Source organism: Synechococcus sp. MW101C3, assembly GCF_002252635.1.
Classification (GTDB): domain Bacteria; phylum Cyanobacteriota; class Cyanobacteriia; order PCC-6307; family Cyanobiaceae; genus MW101C3.
Window position 1 is genome coordinate 137,206 of sequence record NZ_NQKX01000001.1, and the last position, 17,453, is coordinate 154,658.

The following is a 17,453-nucleotide window of genomic DNA, read 5'->3' on the forward strand; positions in this document are numbered from 1 at the left end:
AGCGGGCCCGTAGAGGGACACTTACACTCTCTTCATACTTGGCAGCTAGGCCCGTCCGGCATGAGACGCCCCTCGCCCGGTCCGCGCGTTGGCTGAGAACCCAGCACCAAGGCGGCGGCGCTCGCGGGCCTCGATCCGCCGCCAGCTGCAGATCACAAGCCTGCTCGCCATCCTGGTGGGGTACGCGGTGTTGGTTTTTTCCAACGGGCTGATCGCCAGCAAGGTACGGCGTGACCGCCACCGCCAGACGGTGTTTGAAGTGCATCAGGCGCTGCTGCGCGCGCCGGTGCCCCGCAGTGCGGCCGAGATCCAGGCGCGGCTGGATCAGTTGCTCACACCAGGACTGCTGATCTGGGTGGAGACGGCCGCCGGAAAGCCCTACAAAGTGACGCAGCGCGAGAACACCTTCGGGCTGGGCCCACTTGGGCCCTTGGCGGCCCAGCTGGCGCTCATCGCTCGGGGGAAGCCCAATGCGATGACGTTGCGGCTGAGCGGCAACACCTTTCTGCTCTCCACCCAGCCGGTGCGCCTGTCTGGCGGTGGCGCCCTGCTGCGCTACATGGAGGATTTCACCGCCGATGTGAGGCGGCAGATCAATGCCCAGGACCTGCTGATCGCGGTGGCGGTGCTCACGGCTCTGCTCACCAGTGCGCTGATGCGGCTGGCGTTGGATCGGGGCCTCAGCCCGCTGGGCCGGCTCAGCGCCCGGCTGGAAGACGTGACGTTGCCGAACCAGAGCCTCTCGGCGGAGGGCCTGAAGGTGGACGAGCAACCTCGGGAACTGCAGCAGATCGCCGCCTCCTTCAACGACCTGCTCGACCGGCTGGCCACCTCCTGGGAGCGGCAGACCTCGTTTGCAGATGGCGTGGCTCACGAATTGCGCACGCCGATCACGCTGATCAGTGGGTATGCGCAGCGTCTGCGGCGCCAGATCCCTACCAGCGCCCCGGAGAGCCGGCCTCTGGCTTTGATCGAGAGCGAATCCGCCCGCATGGGACGCCTGGTGACCGACCTGCTCGACATCGCCAGAGACGATGCCGGCCGTTTGGATCTGGCCTTGCGGGAACTGGATCTCGACCAGGAGCTGTTGGAAGCCTATGAACGCCTCACCCTCTACACCACCGGTCGCCTGCGGCTGATCCCCTCAGAAGAGCGGGAGCCGCTGCGGGCCTGGGGTGACGCCGATCGGCTGCAGCAGTGCCTCACCAACCTGGTGGAGAACGCGCTCAAGCACACACCGGTGGGCTGCCCGATCGAGCTGTTCGCCGACGGCAGCCAGCGCGAGGTGGTGGTGCATGTGCGCGACCACGGCCCGGGGGTGCATCCCGGCGACCGACGCCGCATCTTCGATCGGTTCGTGCGAGGGGCACCGGCGAGCGGAGTGCCAGCCAACCTGGTGGGCAGCGGCAGTGGCCTGGGACTCTCGGTGGTGAAGCTGCTGATGGAACGCATGGACGGCACAGCGCGGGTGGCGGAAACCCCGGGCGGCGGCGCCGATTTTCAGCTGAAGTTGCGGCGGATCAGCCCGCACCTGCAGGAGGACCCTCCTTCAGCATGAACCCCACACCTCGCACCGTCTGAATCAAGGTGGGCTGGCCCTCCTGCTCAAGCTTGCGACGCAGGTAACGGATGTAGACGTCGAGCAGGTTGTCGTCGCCGTAGTGGTTGTCGCCCCACACGGTCTGCAGGATCGTTTCGCGCTTGAGCACGCGGTTGGGCTCCGAGAGCAGGCAGAGCAACAGGTCGTACTCACGAACGGTGAGGTTGATCGGGATGCCGTTGCGGGACACCTCGCGGCTGCCGGTGTCGACGCTGAGGTTGCCGAGGCTCACCACCGCGGCGTCGTCGTTGGTGGCTTCTTCGTTGGGGATGGAACGGCGGATCAGGGCCCGCACCCGGGCGAGCAGTTCCTCAAGCGAAAATGGCTTGGTGACGTAGTCGTCGGCGCCGGAATCGAGCGCCTCCACCCGCTCGCGCACGTCATCGCGGGCGGTGAGCATCAGCACGGGGGTTTTGATGCCGCTGCGGCGGATGCGACGGCACACCTCCACGCCTGAAAAATCTGGCAGGGTCCAGTCGAGCATCACCAGATCGAACACCTGGTCGCGAAGCAGCGAGAGGGCGTTCTGACCGCTGTCGGCCTGCTCGAGGCTATAGCCCTCCACCTTCAGCTCCTGGCTGAGAAAGCGGCGCAGTTCGGGATCGTCATCGACGATCAGGACACGATGGTTTTTGGGGTCCACCAGGTCGGTCATCGCAAACAATCCCGTGTTGGTCAGTGTGCCCTGCAAAGGCCTGGCCGGGAGCTCGGCGCTCCACCACGGAAACGTAATGGGTAGCGGCCGCTGCAGTTTGCCGCTGACCGGTGGCTCTCACCCCTTCCTCACCCTATACTCAGTGCATCTTCTCAGTCAGATGCCCTGGCGCTTGTGCTGCTGCTGCCGATGAGCCGGTTGTGATCCCCCTCTCCTTCCCACCCTTGAGCCTGCGGCTGTTCAACGGGCGGCCAGCCGGGCTGTCGGGGCGCATTGCCCGCTGGGGCCTGGTGGTGGTGCTGGCGTACGCGCTCGTGGCCTTGCTCACGCCGCTGCTGGTGCAGGCGGGGATGCTGCCGGATCCAAACGCCGGCCTGGAGAACCCGATCTATGCGGGCCCTTCCCTGGCCCATTGGTGTGGCACCGACCGCCTCGGCCGCGATGTGTGCAGCCGCACCCTGGCAGGCAGCGGCGTGGCCCTGCAGGTGGTGCTGCTGGCGCTGGTGGTGGCGCTCACGATCGGTGTGCCGCTGGGCATGGTGAGCGGCTATCTGGGTGGCCCGATCGATCGGCTGCTGGTGCTGCTGATGGACACGCTCTACACCCTGCCGGTGCTGTTGCTCTCGGTGGTGCTGGCTTTTCTGCTGGGCCGCGGCCTGCCCAATGCAGCGGCGGCGTTGTGTGTGGTGTATGTGCCGCAGTATTTCCGTGTGGTGCGCAACCAAACGGCCCAGGTGAAAGCCGAGCTGTATGTGGAGGCGGCGCGTTCGCTGGGGGCTGGCCCGTTATGGATCCTGCGCCACTATCTGCTGCGCAATGTGATCACCTCGGTGCCGGTGTTGCTCACCCTCAATGCAGCCGATGCAGTGCTGGTGCTGGGCGGGCTTGGATTTCTTGGCCTGGGGTTGCCCGAATCCATTCCCGAGTGGGGCGGTGATCTGCAGCAGGCACTCACTGCAGTGCCTACAGGGATCTGGTGGACGGCGCTTTACCCCGGCTTGGCAATGTTTTTGCTGGTGCTGGGCTTGTCGTTTCTGGGTGAAGGGCTGGAGAGCTGGTTGAGCGGCGAAACCGCCTGATTTTTCCAGTTGTCATCGCCATTTGATGGCGATCAAGGTTTCAGCTCATCCAGGCAAGTTTGAGGGGCAGGACACAGCTGAAACTCTGCAGATCGTGGGCCTGCCTGCTTCGTGTCATGCTGGCATTTTCTGGGGTGTTCCTTCGTGTGAAGATCTCCACATCAAGCCACCAGCCCTCTGCAAGACTCCCCTTTTGGTCGATCCTTTGCTAAGATAAGCATGGTTATTCACCAGCTCAACGCCCCATCCAGGCCCATGAAACTCTCTTCCAAAACCCAGCTTCAGCTGATCCGCTCCCTCAATACCCGCCGCGGCATCGCTCGCGCCTTCACGCTCGTTGAGCTGATGATTGTTGTGGCGATCGTGGGCATTCTTTCCGCGGTGGCTCTGCCTACCTATCTGAACGCCCGGAACGCCGCTGCCGCCGGCGCCCGCATCGGCGAAGCCATCGGCATTGCCAAGGAATGTGCCACTGCTGCAGCCTCTGATATTGAAACTGGTGTTACAACTCCTAGCTCTGCAGTGACCCTTGTACAGACTTCAGGATGCACCGGCGGTGGTTCCGTCACAGCCAGTTTTACCGCTGGCGCTGCAGGTATCAGCTGCTTGGATGACACTTCTGACAGTAAGAGTGCCTCAGCCAAGATCACAGTTTCACCAGCAGGCGCAATCAGCTGCACCTTCACTTGATGATCAACAGGCCTGCTTACACCAGGCCTGCTTACACCAGGCCTGCTTACACCAGGCCTGCTTACACCAGGCCTGCTTACACCAGGCCTGCTTACACCAGGCCTGATTTCTTCTCTTGCTCTACCCCGCCTTTGGTGGGGTTTTTCTTTGGAGACGTTCTGCCAGAGCAGCATGCACCTCGCAGACTACTCCGTCCCAGGAATTGATTGTTTGCTGACGAAAGAGCCGTGCAGTGGGGTAGAATGGGGAATAGGAAATGTTGCAATGCCAATACCAGATCAGGCCACGGCCTGCGGGCAAGAGCACCCAGCATTCCTTGCCTAGAGCGCAGGCCAGATGGGCTGTCACATTGCTGATCGTGATCACCAGATCGCAACAATCGATCACACTCGCAAGGGAATTGATGTCCTGGCGCTTGTTGATCGCTGGGTCAATCATCGGGAGAACAGCCTGCTTGTTGAAGCCCTCAATCTCTTCAGCGGTTGTATCGTATTGAAGGTTGATGAGCTGAAGGCGAGAATCTCTCGCCATAGGCAGAAACAGCGAAAGCTCGATGGATTTGAAAGCACCTACACGTGGCCGGATGCTTTTCCATGCCAATCCAATGCGTAGCGGTGAAAGGCCTGCGCTAGAGGAGGTGAGCTGGTGCGCGAATCTGGCCGTAGTGGCAGGTTCGCTCTGCAGATAGCGGGGGGGGAATGCTGGTGTGCTGCGGTACGCGCCTACGAATTCGCCAAGAGAGCCCATCGGCAACGCGTGGGTCACGCCGAAATCGTTGGGCGACTCACCCAGGGGGATAATGATGGCTCCAGGTAGGCTGCGACGGCATAGTGCTAATAATCTTGGCTCCACTTCGGCCACGAAGGGCTGCCCGGTGGCCATCAGGCAGCGAAGCCAGCCGAAGTAGAGAATCTCATCGCCTAGGCCCTGTTCTCGCCAGATCAATACAGGTGTCGAGATCGGCTCGCCAGTCCAGAGTGGCAAATCCTGATGGCGCTCAACGTCTCCAGTGTCACTAGCAAATCGCCAGGCAAAATCTTGCCATGCCTCTTGATAGTACATGCAGGCTAACTTCGCCATGCCGCGATAGGCAAGTTGGTTGGCATTGGAGGGATCCAACCGAAGCCCGTCTGTGAAGGCGGTGATGGCATCACCCATGCGTCCAAGCTGAGCTAGCACTAAGCCGTGAATTTCGTGGGTGCGCGGCTGCTGGGGATCCTGCTGTACCGCACGCTCCGCGTGCAAGAGTGCTTCATTCATGCGGCCTTGGTCACTCAAAGCCTGTGCAAGGCCTACCAATCCGTTGCTGAGCTCTGGGGCTAAGGTGATCACCTGGGAATACGCTGCTTCGGCGGAATCAGGTTCACCTGCTTTGATCAATAGATCACCCAAGCGGATCAACATGGAGATATTGGTGCCATCCAGCAGCACTGCAAACTGCATGGATTCGATGGCCCGATCCAGTTGTCCCTTGGCTTCCAACAAGTGGGACATGGCCACGAGCAAATCAGGAGTGGCCCCACTTGCAGCCAACTGAGCATCTAGGGCCACAAGTGTTGCATCGATCTGCTCAGGATCGGTTAGATCAACATCAATCTTGTGCGTGTATTCAATGGAGGGATCTACTTGGTACTGGGGAGAACTCATCGTGTAGTGGCTGCTGTGAAGCGATTGTACTTGTCGTGTCCTGATCTGATGGCTGATGCTGGAACGGTGCTCCCCGCTCTGTGTAGAGAGCCTCCAAGCCGCATGCCACTCAAAAGTACTGCTGCAGGGACTCTCAAAATCTCATTCTTGCTCTGGATGCTCTCTTCGCATCCAATCAGGCAACGAAGGCACATTGATAGGCTGTAACCTGATTTGTCTGATTGCCCCATCTTGGTCTTGCTGGCCAACAGCCTGGAATTGTTGAGGGCATCAAGAGGTAACCAGATAGTGACGCCAGCTTGGCTGAAAGGTCGCTGGCGTGACACCTAAGATCGCTGCACCATTATTGAATGGCCACTGCGAGTATGTTGTAGGATCATTAGAGGTTGTGATTTCTGGCGTGGCAACAGACAAGCAGCTTGAGCTTACTGCCATGTATGCGGTGATGGCGCGTGAAGGAGTTAACCGCGGGCAAGGGGCCGGCATCGCTAGTGACTTTTCCTTGATGAATATCCGCTTGTTCAAGGAGATGGTCGCTCCTTTGTTCCTGCAGCATCGAATCAAATCTGTCTTGGATTATGGGTCCGGGAATACGAGTTGGGATGCGGAGGGATTCAGCGGTAACCAATCAGCTAAAGAATTCTTTGGCGTTGAAACGGTGTGGCGTTTTGAGCCGGGTCTTGGCGTGGATGAACGGCAGCCAGCAGAAGCGGTGGTTTGTTTCGATGTTTTAGAGCATGTTTTCTTGGCTGATGTCTCGAGCGTAGTGTGGGATCTTTTCTCCTATGCGCAGAAGCTCCTTGTTGTGAATGTTGCTTGCTATTCTGCTCGATCGCTACTTCCCAACGGTGAGAATACTCACATCACAGTACGGCCTCCGCTTTGGTGGAAGGGTGTGTTTGATGCGGTTGCGCCAGCATTCCCAGATGTGGTTGTGTGTTTGTATGCATCAACTGAATTCGCAAAGGCTCAGCTTTTCGCGCCCGCTTCGCCGGCTGATTGGCTTTCAGCGCCAGGGTTTACGAGGCCGCTTTCTTAGTGGGGAATGGCGATTATCTTTTCGATGAGTTTAGAATGTGGATGTCTATTCTGCTGTGGCGATGATGAGGAAGCTTTCAGTGATTACAACGTAGATCGATGCCATGCCCATCTCTGCATCCGTGCAACGTTGCTATTTCCGATTTTCGTTCAAATAGCTCCATTGCATCGAGTCTTACTTGGTCAGGCGAATATTGTTGATCAGCAAGTTTCGTTCGGGGCTCCCATCCCGTATCGGTTCCACTCCGTGAAAGGAAGAGTCGGTTTTAGGAATGAGAACAAGGCGATTTGGAATGTAATCGATAGTTGCAACTCGCTCAAAGTCATCATGGCTGTGGTGCTTAAGTCCAGAGCAAGACATTCCTTCGTATTTTGGCTTATAGAGAGACGTTCCGAGATGACGCATTGAATCATCACTCGGAAGGTAGAAGAGGAATGATATCAGCCTGTGAGGTGCATCTGTGTGAGGACCAATCGCGTAGCTTGTTTGATCTGAAACAATCAGTGCATCGCTACTAAGTAGCACCGAGCTTTGTGTTTCGGTATAAAGTGCCTCAAGCCGGGGGCGCACGTAAGGCTCTAGATAGTCAATGGATGAACTGATGAATTCCGGATGATAGAGCCATGCAGCAAACTCGCTCCAGAAGTCAAACTGCTTCTGGCTTAGCCGTGAGAATCCCAGTTTGTTAAACAGCACGATATGCCTCTTTTCGTAAGATCCACCTATTGTTCTTCCCGTAGAAGACAGTGGTATTAGTTGCTCTGGCAGTGGAAAGTTGTTGAGGATTTCTTGGTAGTAATCTTCTGGAAACACGTTGTCAACAATGCTAACTGGAAAGGGATCGGTCTTAATGTTAGTGAGCCTAATCTGCTTTAGCACATACTCCCTCACCTGTTTGCCACGGTTGGTTTGGGTGCATAGAACTGGCGCTTCATCGACAGTTTGGATTAACTGCTGAATGTGAACACTCTCCTTGCTTCGAGTGAAGATCCATTCGCCAACCCCCTGAAAAGGCCCTTCCTTTCGGCTGGCCTGCTTCACCTGCGCTTCGTCGATTTCAAAGCCAAGCGCTGAGAGAGCAAAAACAATTTCCAGATGTTCTGGGAGATTTGGATTGATCTCAACGATCAACGAACGAACACTGGAATCGTTGAGTGTTTTTGAAGCTCCTAGTAGAACTTTGTGTTCAAACCCATCAACGTCAATCTTAATGTGATTAGGTGTGGGGATGGCGCCTGATTCGACTGCCTGATCGATGGTTATCGCATAGGCGCCTTGGGTAAAGCCTGACTGTCTTGGTCGCAGGTCAAACCCAACTTCTTCTCCGAGTGAGTGGCAGGAGCCGCCAGTCTCAAATCTTGAAAGATAGAGCGGATTGAACCCACTTTGATCCGAGCAGGCGAGACAATAGGCTTGAATGCGATCGCTTGCTTGATTTTCGAAGATGTTCCAGTTTAGCAATGCGTAATTCTGTGATTCAGGCTCAAATGAGTAGACTCTGGCTTCTTGGTAAATCGCAGCAAACAATGAATACATTCCAATGTTTGCCCCAACATCAAACAAAATCTCATTCTGTTTTATCTGGCAAAGCCACTTGATCGTGGAAGGCTCTTTGGATAAGAGCGTATTCACTCTCCAGAGCGCTGTGGCATTGGGAGTGCAGTATCTGATCGTTTTGCCTTGCCATGTGAACGTTTCAACTCGTTGGGCTGTCTCTAATGGTGTTGGCCCCATTGTGTGATCGCGATTCTTTGCTTATATCTTAGCAATGCCCCGTTGATTTGAGTAATTTGCCTGGCCGCTCCTAGGCTCATCTTCCGTGCTGTGCTGTGCTATCCGCAGGCCCAGTCTCACCATGAAACATGGCTGCTCTGTTCCTTGCAGTGTTTCGGCGATGTCTTCGTCCTTCTTGGTGTTCTTCAGGATGAAGGCGTTGCGAGGTGTGCCCCCTTCGCACTTCCTTGGTGTGTGATCAATGAGCATAGTTGAAATCAGTTGAAGGTCTTTGCTGTTGTGCTAGTAAAACTAGCCTACGGAATTAGGCGAAGAGAGGCATGGTTGCTGCAATGTGGCTGGTTCGCTCAAGTGCTCCTTTCTGTTGTCGTCTTACGTTCACTTGGATGATCTGCCTAGGTAACTTCTTCGCCTTCGTGCGAAACTGAATGGCGTTTGCGTGATCGGCGCAGAGTTGATCGATCTTCTGTTTGGGAATGGGCAGAGGACTTGCCTGGCTGGGGTGCTCAGGCTCAGCCTAGGTTGTGGATTGCTCGTGAGCCTTCACTGCATCGCTTTAGGTGTATTGGTGGGTTGTGTATTCTCTTGCCTCCCAGATCGAGGGCTTGGTTGTTTCAGTGTGTTTGCCACTTTCCGAGGTCTCTTTCACGAGAAGCGTGGATTCCTTGGGCAAGGATGCAGGTTATGGCTTGCACGCCCCAGCCTTCGATTCGGCCATCAAGTTGAGCGCCATTGGATGCTTAGAGCCTGCCCGTCGTAGTGGACGGCCAACTCAGTGGGAGTGCTCTGGGTTGTGTTCACTGGCTGACGGTCAGTGCGTAAGCGCTTTCCAGCCTTAAACTTAACCATTGCTTAGCCCGCTGCCTGTGCCCGTCTGGCTCACCCTGCTCCTGCTCTCCGTGTCCGCCATCCTCTGGCTGTCGGGTTCCGGCAACCGCGACGACGTGATCGGTCTGCTGGAGCGGATCCTTTCGGTGGCCGCCCTGTTGGTGGTGGTGATGGTGGGCCGTGGGGTGCCTTTGGAGATCGCCGGTGTGATGCTGGCCATCTGGCTGCCCCGTGCCCGTGCCGACCAGGCGCCGCCGCCGATCCCCCACCGCGACGATGTGCTGATTCCGTTCTGATGCCCTGCTGAACCCATCGCTCAGCACGTAACGCGCTCAATGGCGCATCTTCACGGTGCGCGGCAAAGCTTCGGTGATGGTGCCCTCGGCATCGAGCGGGGGATAGGGCCGCCCCTGCTGCCGGCACCAGTGCGCCACCTCCGGGTAGGCCCACTCGAACAGCAACTCCCGGCGCCGCTCCGCCGGCACCCCTTCGCCGGCCGTGGGCAGCAGCCCGGCCGCCTGCCGCTGGCGCAGCGCCTCGAACAGCAGCACCGCCGCCGCCACCGACACGTTCAGTGACTGCACCATGCCGCCCATCGGCACGAACAGTGCCTGGTCGACCGCCGCCGCCGTGGCCTCGCCCAGGCCCCATTTCTCCGCCCCCAGCGCGAAGGCCGTGGGGCCGGTGAAGTCGCAGCTGCGGTAATCCACCGCATTCACCCCCAGGTGAGTGCCGTACACCTTGAAGCCCTGCTGTTGCAACGCTGCCACGGCATCGGCGCCGCTGGCATGCGGGCGCAGGGCCACCCACTTCTGGCTGCCGCGGGCGGTGTCGTTGAAGGTGCGGGTGCGGCCCGCCAGGCTCACCGCATGGGCCTCCAGCACCCCCACGGCATCACAAGTGCGCAGCACCGCCGAAAGGTTGTGCGGTTTGTCCACCGCCTCCAGCAGCACCGTGAGGTCCGCCATGCGGCGGTTCAGCACGGCCTGGAGCCGTTCGAAGCGTCGGGGGAGCAGGGGCATGGGCGACGGCTGTTACCGCTTCAGTTCAGCATCCGATTGAGGCGGCTGGCCTCTGCGGACTACTGCCTCCCATGAAGGTGCCGGCCAGTTGAGGTCTGAAGGGTGACAGGCCCGCTCCTGATGGCATGGACATTCAGATGGACAATGGAGCTTGGTGAAGAATTGCATTTCGGATCAACCTGCTATCTCACTATGTGTAGAGCCCGATAGACTGCTAGCGTTCAGGTGCTGGGTAGGCCGGCATGGGGTCTGATGAGCCTTTCCTTTGGAGCCAAGCTTGAGCTGAAAGCCTCTCTCCGGGCCCGGGATGGCATCGCTACAGCCTTCACGCTCGTTGAGTTGATGATTGTTGTGTCCATTGTGGGCGTCTTTTCTGCTGTGGCACTGCCCACTTACATCAATGCCAGAAATGCCACTGCCGCCGGCGCCGTGGTGGGTGAAGCCGTCGGCTTCGCCAAAGAATGTGCCACAACTGCCGCTTCTGATGTGGACACTGGCATTACACCGGGATCAACGAATGTCACCGTGGCTTGCACCACGGCTGGAGGCACTGTCACCGCCATGTTCACACCGGGCGCTGCCGGCATTCAGTGCCTTTCCTCCAGTTCTGCTGCAACCGACGGCACCGCTACGATCACGATCTCCGAGCGAGGCGTGATGACCTGCGCCTTCTCCTGATTGAATTCACTTGGCGTTTTCATCATCTGCACAAGCCACTCATCGAATGGTGGTATGGGTTGTTTCCTAAGCAGGGCCCATCGTTAACCTTTGCGGCGGGGAACTACCCCTGAGAAGGGGCTGCCGCCCATGTGCAAACGCCGAATCCTTAGCCCGAGTTCAAGGCCAGGGTCGCGATGCAGTGATCCGTGGTCGCAAGACACTCGAGGAGATCACGGTCATTCACTCCATGCACCCCGGCGGCGCCGCGGTTGTGCGCCTGCAGCGCCACCCACCTCTGGCTGCCCTTGGCGGCGTCGTTGAAGGTGCGCAGCACTGCCGGGAGGTTGTGGGGTTTGTCCACCACCTCCAACAGCAACGTGCCCCGGCCTCGCTTCAGTTCAGCACCGGGTCCAGCCCCGGAATCACGGCGATCGCGTCGCTGCTGCTGCGTACCGCCACCCCGTCTCGCAACACGCGGAAGCGGCCGGCGTCCTGCATGCGGCGGCCATCGGCGCTGCGCGCTTCGATCGCCACCCGCCCATCGCCGAAGAAGGCATAGGCGCTGCGGGCGCCATCAGCCCAGGCGAGCTGGTAGAAGGTTTGCCCTTCGGCGGTTTCGCCTCGGCTCAGCTGGCACGGGATGGAGGCAGCTGCCTCCTCGTCGGGCCGTTTGAACAGGCAGAGCGTGGCGTCGCCAGCGTCATCCGGGGCCTGGGCGATCGGCGGCCTTGAAGGTGCCGGCTCCGCTGCCGAGGCGGGCGGCAGGTCTGCCAGGAATTCCCGCACCACCGCTGCGGAGATCGCGAAGTTGAGGCCCTCGCTGTCCCTGTACTTGAAGGTCGCCACCCCCGCCACGCAGTTGCCGGCATTCAGCACCGGACCGCCGGAGTTGCCTGGGTTGATGGCGGCATCCACCTGCAGGATCTCGTCGCTGTCGCGCAGGCTGCTCACCACGCCGCGGCTGAGGCTGAACTCCAGGCCTTTTGGGGCGCCGATCACGAACACCTCCTGCCCCACCGCCGACGGCTGGTCGGCGATGCGCAGCGGCTCACCCCGGGTGCCCTGCACCGCCAACAGGGCCAGATCGCTGCTGGGCGTGTCACCCCGACCGCGCGCCACCACCCGCGCCCCGTCGCTCTTGCCATCCACCCACTTCAGCCGCACCGTTTCGGTGCCGCGCACCACGTGGGCGTTGGTGATCAGGAACGTCTGGCCATCCTTATGGGCCACCACGAAGGCGCTGCCGATGCCGTCGCCGCGCGTCACCACGGCCACCCCCTGCTTGGCGCTGTTGAACACCTGCTCGGCGCTCTGGGTGCTGCTGCTGCAGCTCTGCCCCGCTGGGCCTGGGGCCGTGGCCGCCGCCGCCAGCTTTGGCGTGGGCGCGGTGGCATTGCTGCGCACCGCCGCGCAGCTGGAGAGCAGCAGCGCCAGGCCGGCGGCGCCCGCCGCCGCGGCGCTCCAGGAGCGGCGGCGAGGGGTCGGGGGCTGGTGCTGCTTCTGGTTGGGTGAGGGTTGGTGGGGGAAGGTCATCGGGGCTGTCGTCAGGAGACGATCCAGGTCATGACTTCGTCCTACGCCGCCTGATTCCCCTGTCTCTCACTGGCCTCCGCACGCCTGATGACAGGATCTTCCCCTGCTGGCCTGCGGGGGGATCCTGTCACTGTTCGGCCCGGCTGGGCCGGTCAGAATCTCTGGCCATGGCGAACCCGTTCGATCAACGCGTCTGGGCTGAGGTGGAGCGCATCCCCCATGGGCGGCTGGCCACCTACGGGCAGATCGCCGATCGGATCGGTGCCTATGGCTGTGCTCGGCAGGTCGGCTGGGCGCTGCGGCGGCTGCCGCTGCCGTCGGCGGTGCCCTGGCACCGGGTGGTGAACGCCCAGGGGCGCATCAGCATGAGCCTGGGCCGGGAAGGCAGCGACTGGATCCAGCGCGACCTGCTGCTCGCAGAAGGCATCCCGGTGGCGGACGACGGACGCCTGCCGTTGCGGCGCTATCTGTGGGTTCCACCGCTGCCTGCCGATTGAGCGCCGCCACTCCCGCTTCCACCCCGCCCGCCAGCGCGCCGGCACCGGGTCTTGATGCCCGGCGGGTGGCCTGGCGGGTGCTGCTGGCGGTGGCTTCGGGGGCCTATGCCGATCTGGCACTGGAGCGGGAGTTGCGCCGCCTGCCGCTGGCCTCCCAGGACCGGGGTCTTGCCACCGAGCTCGCCTACGGGGCGATCCGCCAGCGCCGCCTGCTCGACGCCTGGCTGGATCAGCTCGGCAAGGTGCCCGCCGTGCAGCAGCCACCGCCGCTGCGCTGGTTGCTGCACCTGGGCCTCTACCAGTTGCTGTTCTCCCAGCGGGTGCCGGCCTCGGCAGCGGTGAGCACGGCGGTGGAGCTGGCCAAACGCGACGGCCTTGCCCGGCTGGCGCCGGTGGTGAACGGTCTGCTGCGCGCCTTCCTGCGCCGCAGCGCCCCCTTGCCGCTGCCGGCGGATCCCGCCGCCGCCTTTGCGTTGCGCCATTCCCTGCCCGACTGGCTGGCGGCGGATCTGCAGGTCTGGCTGCCGGAGGAGCAGGCCGAGGCGTTCGCTCTGGCGGCCAACCAGGCGCCGCCGCTGGATCTGCGTGTGAATGTGCTGCGCAGCAGCCGCGCTGCCGTGCTGGCCGCCTTCGAGGCCGCAGGGGTGTCCGCCGAGCCGCTCGCCGATCTGCCCGCCGGCCTCACGCTCAGCGCCCGCAGCAGCGATCTGCGTGCCCTGCCCGGCTACGCGGAAGGGCACTGGTGTGTGCAGGACCGCGCCGCCCAGACGATCGTCCCCCTGCTGGAGGCGCAGCCGGGTGAGCGGATCCTTGATGCCTGCGCCGCCCCCGGCGGCAAGAGCACCCACATCGCTGAGCTGATCGGCGATGTGGGCACCGTGGTGGCTGTTGATCGCTCCAGCGGCCGCTTGCAGCGCGTGCGTGACAACGCCGAGCGGCTTGGGCTGCGGGCGATCCAGCCGGTTCAGGGTGATGCGGCGGCGTTGGGAGCGGATCTGGGCGAGGCGCCGTTCGATCGTGTGCTGCTGGATGCCCCCTGCTCGGGCCTCGGCACCCTTGCCCGCCACGCCGATGCCCGCTGGCGCCTCACCCCCGAGGCCATCGACACGCTGGTGGAGCTGCAGCAGAGCCTGCTGGCCGGTGTGGCACCGTTGCTGCGGCCCGGCGGTCGCCTGGTGTACGCCACCTGCACCGTGCATCCCCGCGAGAACCAGCAGCAGATCGGCGCTTTTCTGGAGGCCCACCCTGGCTGGCAGCTGCGCTTCGAGCAGCAGCTCTGGCCCCGGCCCCAAGGCGGCGATGGCTTCTATGCCGCCGTTCTCGAGGCGGCTTAAGGCGGCGGCGGCGCTACGGGAGCTGGCGCCGGCGGTGGTGCCACGGGCGGGGGCGGGGCCGGTGGTGCGCTCACCGGCGGCGGAGGGGCCGCTGGCGGCGGGGGCTGGCTGGGCGAATTGGGCCGCGACGGCACCGTGGGGATAGAGGGTGCAGGCGCTTCGCTGGGGCCCGATGGGGCGGAGGGGCCCGGCGGTTCGCCCTGGAAGCGGCTGTCGTCGCCAAGGCCTTCCTCCGGGCTGGCGGGCGCGGGCTCCCACGGCCGGTTGGATTCCGCGCCCCGATCACTGGAGCTGGGCGGCGCCTGCGGCTTGACGCCCCGCACGTTGAAGGTGGAGGTGAGCGTGGGCTTGGGCGGGAACTGACGCACCGGCAGATCCTTCGTGATCACGGCCATGTAGCGGCCCCAGGCGGCTGCCGCCGCGCCGCTGTCGCTGTTGGTCTTGCGGTTGTTGTCGTAGCCGAGCCAGACGCCGGTGGTGAGCTGGGGAATCGAGCCCACGAACCACAGATCCCGGGCACCCTCGGAGGTGCCGGTCTTGCCGGCCACCGGCCGGTTCGGCAAGGACGCTGCGCCGCCGGTTCCGCCGGTCACCACCCGCTGCAGCATCCACACCATGGCGTCGGCCACATCGGAGCTCACCACGCGACGGCCGCGATCGCCCTGCACCCGGCGGCTCCACAGCAGCTGCCCCTCTGGCCCGCTGATCTCCTCGAACGGGGTGGGTGGCACGAAGATGCCGCGGTTGACCACCCCGGCGTAGGCGGCGGTCATGTCAAGCACGGTCTGCTCGTAGGCGCCGATGCCCATCGGGTAGAAGCGGCCCAGCGGGCGGGTGATGCCCAGGCCCTGGGCCACGGAGATCACCTTGTCGAAGCCCACCTGCTGCAGCAGGCTCACCGCCACCACATTCAGGGAGTTCTGCAGGGCCGTGGCGATGGAAACCCGGCCCATGTAGCGGTCGCCGAAGTTCTTCGGGCAATAGCCGGCAAAGCAGCGCGGCGCATCCAGCACCGTGTCTTCCGGTTTCATGCCGGCCTTGAGCGCCGCCAGATACACGAACAGTTTGAAGGTGGAGCCCGGTGAGCGCAGCGCCTGGGTGGCGCGGTTGAACTGGCTTTCGTTGTAGTCCTTGCCGCCCACCATCGCCCGCACCAGTCCAGTGCCGGGTTCGATCGTGACCAGGGCTCCCTCCATGCCCCCGTAGGCGCTGCCCTCGATCACCTGTTCGGCTTCCTTCTGCCAGGCGAGGTTGAGGCTGCTGCGGATCGTGAGCCCACCCACTTCAAGCTGCTCCGGGGTCAGCACCTTCGGCAGTTCCTGCGCCACCCAGCTGGTGAAGTGAGGCGCTCGGCTGGTCCAGTACTTGGGCTCTGCCGGCTTGAGTGCCAGCGGCGCCGCATTGGCTTCGGCCTCCTCGCTGGCGTCGATGAAACCGGCCTCACGCATGCGGCGCAGCACCACCGCCCGGCGCCGCTGGGCCAGCTCCGGATTCACCAGGGGCGAATACACCGACGGCGCCGGCGGCAGGCCGGCGATCAGCGCCGCTTCCGGCAGCGTCAGCTGTTCCGGGGTCTTGGAGAAGTAGATCCAGGCGGCGTCCGCCACCCCGTAGGCGCTGGAGCCCAGATACACATAGTTCAGATACTGCTCAAGGATCTGGTCCTTGCTGAGCTCACGCTCCAGCTTTCCCGCCAGCAGCGCTTCCTGCAGCTTGCGCACCAGCGTGGGGTCCTGGCTGAGGAACACCAGCCGCGCCAGCTGCTGCGTGATCGTGCTGGCCCCTTCCTCCACGGCGCCTCGCTGCACGTTGCGCCACAGGGCCCGGCCGATGCCCCAGGCGTCGATGCCGTTGTGCTCATAGAAGCGGCGGTCTTCGGCGGCGATGAAAGCCTGCTGCACCAGCTCAGGCATCTGGCCGCCCACCAGCTTTTCGCGCGTGGCCGGGCCCAGCTTCTGCAGCACCTGGCCATCGGCCGAAAGGATCGTGACGGTGCCAGGCCGGTTGAAGGTGCTGATGCGGCTGACATCAGGCAGGGTCTTGTCGAGGGTGCGCACCACGAACACCTGACCCACGGCCACAATCCCGCCGGCACCGGCAGCCAGCAGCGCCGTGACCAGAAGCTGGCGCTGGCGGCGCCTCACATTCCCACCGTCAGCGGGCTGTGCCCGATCGCAAGGGCGGTGACCAGCATGCCGAGCACCAGAAAGGGCTGGGCGCTGGCCTGATATTTCACATCGAAGGCCACAGGATCGCGCAGCAGCCAGATGTCCTGGAAGGTGATCTGCGGCACGATCAGCAGCACGAGCAGCACGGCCGCAAAATGCTGGCCGATGGCGATCAGCACGCCCACCATCGCCAGTTGGAAGAGATCGATCATCGCGGCACTGATCCAGCTGGCCCGCTCGATCCCGAACACCACCGGCAGCGATTGCAGGCCCAGGGTGCGGTCGCCTTCCACGCTTTTGAAATCATTCACCACCGCGATGCCGAGACCCGCGAGGCTGTAGGCCAGGGTGAGCAGGGCGGTGGGCCAGGTGAGCTGTCCGAACAGGGCCTGACCGGCCCACCAGGGCAGGGCGATGTAGCTGGCGCCGAGGGCGTAGTTGCCAAGCCAGCCGTTCTGCTTGAGCTTGAGCGGCGGAGCGGAATAGATAAAGCTCACGAAGGAGCCGCCCAGCGCCAGCAGCAGCAGCACCGGGGTGGTGTGACCGGCCCAGCGATCAAGGCCCCAGGCCACCGCCAGCCCCGCCAGCAGCAACACCCAGATCTGCGTTTTCACCTGCGGCAGCGAAATGGCACCCGACGGGATCGGCCGGTAGGGCTCGTTGATCGCGTCGATCTCGCGGTCGTAGTAGTCGTTGATGGTCTGGGTGTAGCCGGCCAGCAGGGGGCCGCTCATCAGCATGCAGGCGAAGGAGGCCAGCACGTTCGGCAGAGTCCATTCAAAACGTCCCGACGCCGCCGCGCCGCAGATCACCCCCCAGATCAGCGGGATCCAGGTGACCGGCTTCATCAGCTGCAGCCGCAGCTTCCAGAGGCTGCTGGTGCCACTCGCACCCTTCATGCCAAGCAGCTGGCGGGCGCTGCCGGACGCCTCGGCGGCCTTGCTGGCGTTGGGATCGGGGGTGTCGC

The 17,453-nt window shown here is 62.4% G+C and carries 17 protein-coding genes; 9 read left to right on the top strand and 8 right to left on the bottom strand.

Annotation, left to right across the window (positions count from 1 at the left end):
- Positions 1 to 88: 88 nt before the first annotated feature.
- Entirely contained in the window at positions 89 to 1,558 is a 1,470-nt protein-coding gene (locus CJZ80_RS00645) for a sensor histidine kinase KdpD (RefSeq protein WP_094510169.1), read from the top strand.
- On the opposite strand, the gene CJZ80_RS00650 is transcribed toward CJZ80_RS00645, so the two are convergent.
- Positions 1,521 to 2,255, bottom strand: coding sequence for a response regulator transcription factor (locus CJZ80_RS00650; protein WP_094510170.1), 735 nt, complete (start codon positions 2,253 to 2,255; stop codon positions 1,521 to 1,523). The two genes, CJZ80_RS00645 and CJZ80_RS00650, sit on opposite strands and share 38 nt — an antisense overlap.
- Positions 2,256 to 2,527: 272 nt before the next feature.
- Between CJZ80_RS00650 and CJZ80_RS00655 the strand changes: the two genes are divergently transcribed.
- From CJZ80_RS00655 to CJZ80_RS15855, 3 genes are all read left to right on the top strand, one after another.
- Positions 2,528 to 3,334, top strand: coding sequence for an ABC transporter permease (locus CJZ80_RS00655; RefSeq protein WP_369802971.1), 807 nt, complete (start codon positions 2,528 to 2,530; stop codon positions 3,332 to 3,334).
- Between the two features lie 255 nt (positions 3,335 to 3,589).
- Positions 3,590 to 4,024: a type IV pilin protein gene (locus CJZ80_RS00660; protein ID WP_094510172.1), complete on the top strand. Its 435-nt coding sequence runs from the start codon at positions 3,590 to 3,592 to the stop codon at positions 4,022 to 4,024.
- Complete coding sequence (locus CJZ80_RS15855) at positions 3,945 to 4,130, top strand: pentapeptide repeat-containing protein (protein ID WP_158217391.1); 186 nt, start codon at positions 3,945 to 3,947, stop codon at positions 4,128 to 4,130. The genes CJZ80_RS00660 and CJZ80_RS15855 overlap by 80 nt, the downstream gene beginning before the upstream one ends.
- A 14-nt stretch (positions 4,131 to 4,144) precedes the next feature.
- On the opposite strand, the gene CJZ80_RS00670 is transcribed toward CJZ80_RS15855, so the two are convergent.
- A complete protein-coding gene (locus CJZ80_RS00670) occupies positions 4,145 to 5,671 on the bottom strand; it encodes a tetratricopeptide repeat protein (protein ID WP_094510173.1) in 1,527 nt (508 codons plus the stop codon).
- A gap of 319 nt (positions 5,672 to 5,990) precedes the next feature.
- On the opposite strand from CJZ80_RS00670, the gene CJZ80_RS14810 reads away from it, so the two are divergent.
- Positions 5,991 to 6,710 (top strand): hypothetical protein, encoded by a 720-nt coding sequence (locus CJZ80_RS14810; protein ID WP_144036863.1) that lies wholly within the window; start codon positions 5,991 to 5,993, stop codon positions 6,708 to 6,710.
- Positions 6,711 to 6,884: 174 nt separating this feature from the next.
- Here CJZ80_RS14810 and CJZ80_RS00675 read toward each other — a convergent pair whose 3' ends face one another.
- Complete coding sequence (locus CJZ80_RS00675) at positions 6,885 to 8,342, bottom strand: FkbM family methyltransferase (RefSeq protein WP_158217392.1); 1,458 nt, start codon at positions 8,340 to 8,342, stop codon at positions 6,885 to 6,887.
- A gap of 968 nt (positions 8,343 to 9,310) precedes the next feature.
- Here CJZ80_RS00675 and CJZ80_RS00680 point away from each other — a divergent pair.
- Entirely contained in the window at positions 9,311 to 9,568 is a 258-nt protein-coding gene (locus tag CJZ80_RS00680) for a hypothetical protein (RefSeq protein ID WP_094510175.1), read from the top strand.
- Positions 9,569 to 9,604: 36 nt separating this feature from the next.
- Here CJZ80_RS00680 and trmH read toward each other — a convergent pair whose 3' ends face one another.
- Entirely contained in the window at positions 9,605 to 10,294 is a 690-nt protein-coding gene (gene trmH, locus CJZ80_RS00685) for a tRNA (guanosine(18)-2'-O)-methyltransferase TrmH (RefSeq protein ID WP_094510176.1), read from the bottom strand.
- A gap of 252 nt (positions 10,295 to 10,546) precedes the next feature.
- On the opposite strand from trmH, the gene CJZ80_RS00690 reads away from it, so the two are divergent.
- Positions 10,547 to 10,972 (top strand): type IV pilin protein, encoded by a 426-nt coding sequence (locus CJZ80_RS00690; protein WP_094510177.1) that lies wholly within the window; start codon positions 10,547 to 10,549, stop codon positions 10,970 to 10,972.
- A gap of 148 nt (positions 10,973 to 11,120) precedes the next feature.
- Here the strand turns inward: CJZ80_RS00690 and CJZ80_RS15535 are convergent, their stop codons facing one another.
- Both CJZ80_RS15535 and CJZ80_RS00700 read right to left on the bottom strand, forming a co-directional pair.
- Positions 11,121 to 11,315 (bottom strand): hypothetical protein, encoded by a 195-nt coding sequence (locus CJZ80_RS15535; RefSeq protein ID WP_233132680.1) that lies wholly within the window; start codon positions 11,313 to 11,315, stop codon positions 11,121 to 11,123.
- Positions 11,316 to 11,347: 32 nt separating this feature from the next.
- Positions 11,348 to 12,487, bottom strand: coding sequence for a S1C family serine protease (locus CJZ80_RS00700; protein ID WP_094510179.1), 1,140 nt, complete (start codon positions 12,485 to 12,487; stop codon positions 11,348 to 11,350).
- Between the two features lie 167 nt (positions 12,488 to 12,654).
- Between CJZ80_RS00700 and CJZ80_RS00705 the strand changes: the two genes are divergently transcribed.
- Positions 12,655 to 12,984: an MGMT family protein gene (locus tag CJZ80_RS00705; RefSeq protein ID WP_094510180.1), complete on the top strand. Its 330-nt coding sequence runs from the start codon at positions 12,655 to 12,657 to the stop codon at positions 12,982 to 12,984.
- On the top strand, positions 12,981 to 14,318 hold the full coding sequence (locus tag CJZ80_RS00710; RefSeq protein WP_094510181.1) for a 16S rRNA (cytosine(967)-C(5))-methyltransferase: 1,338 nt from the start codon (positions 12,981 to 12,983) through the stop codon (positions 14,316 to 14,318). Before CJZ80_RS00705 ends, CJZ80_RS00710 begins: the two co-directional genes overlap by 4 nt.
- Here CJZ80_RS00710 and CJZ80_RS00715 read toward each other — a convergent pair.
- Positions 14,315 to 16,462, bottom strand: a complete 2,148-nt coding sequence (locus CJZ80_RS00715) for a transglycosylase domain-containing protein (RefSeq protein WP_094510182.1) — start codon at positions 16,460 to 16,462, stop codon at positions 14,315 to 14,317. The two genes, CJZ80_RS00710 and CJZ80_RS00715, sit on opposite strands and share 4 nt — an antisense overlap.
- On the bottom strand, positions 16,459 to 17,385 hold the full coding sequence (gene chlG, locus CJZ80_RS00720; RefSeq protein WP_233132732.1) for a chlorophyll synthase ChlG: 927 nt from the start codon (positions 17,383 to 17,385) through the stop codon (positions 16,459 to 16,461). The genes CJZ80_RS00715 and chlG overlap by 4 nt, the downstream gene beginning before the upstream one ends.
- Between the last annotated feature and the right edge of the window lie 68 nt (positions 17,386 to 17,453).

Excerpts from the sequence above, each read along its gene's own strand:
- trmH (WP_094510176.1), bottom strand. The coding sequence starts at position 10,294 with ATGCCCCTGCTCCCCCGACGCTTCGAACGGCTCCAGGCCGTGCTGAAC.
- CJZ80_RS15855 (WP_158217391.1), top strand. The coding sequence starts at position 3,945 with ATGACACTTCTGACAGTAAGAGTGCCTCAGCCAAGATCACAGTTTCAC.
- CJZ80_RS00705 (WP_094510180.1), top strand. The coding sequence starts at position 12,655 with ATGGCGAACCCGTTCGATCAACGCGTCTGGGCTGAGGTGGAGCGCATC.
- CJZ80_RS00660 (WP_094510172.1), top strand. The coding sequence starts at position 3,590 with ATGAAACTCTCTTCCAAAACCCAGCTTCAGCTGATCCGCTCCCTCAAT.
- chlG (WP_233132732.1), bottom strand. The coding sequence starts at position 17,385 with ATGAAGGGTGCGAGTGGCACCAGCAGCCTCTGGAAGCTGCGGCTGCAG.
- CJZ80_RS00700 (WP_094510179.1), bottom strand. The coding sequence starts at position 12,487 with ATGACCTTCCCCCACCAACCCTCACCCAACCAGAAGCAGCACCAGCCC.
- CJZ80_RS00690 (WP_094510177.1), top strand. The coding sequence starts at position 10,547 with ATGAGCCTTTCCTTTGGAGCCAAGCTTGAGCTGAAAGCCTCTCTCCGG.
- CJZ80_RS00650 (WP_094510170.1), bottom strand. The coding sequence starts at position 2,255 with ATGACCGACCTGGTGGACCCCAAAAACCATCGTGTCCTGATCGTCGAT.
- CJZ80_RS00670 (WP_094510173.1), bottom strand. The coding sequence starts at position 5,671 with ATGAGTTCTCCCCAGTACCAAGTAGATCCCTCCATTGAATACACGCAC.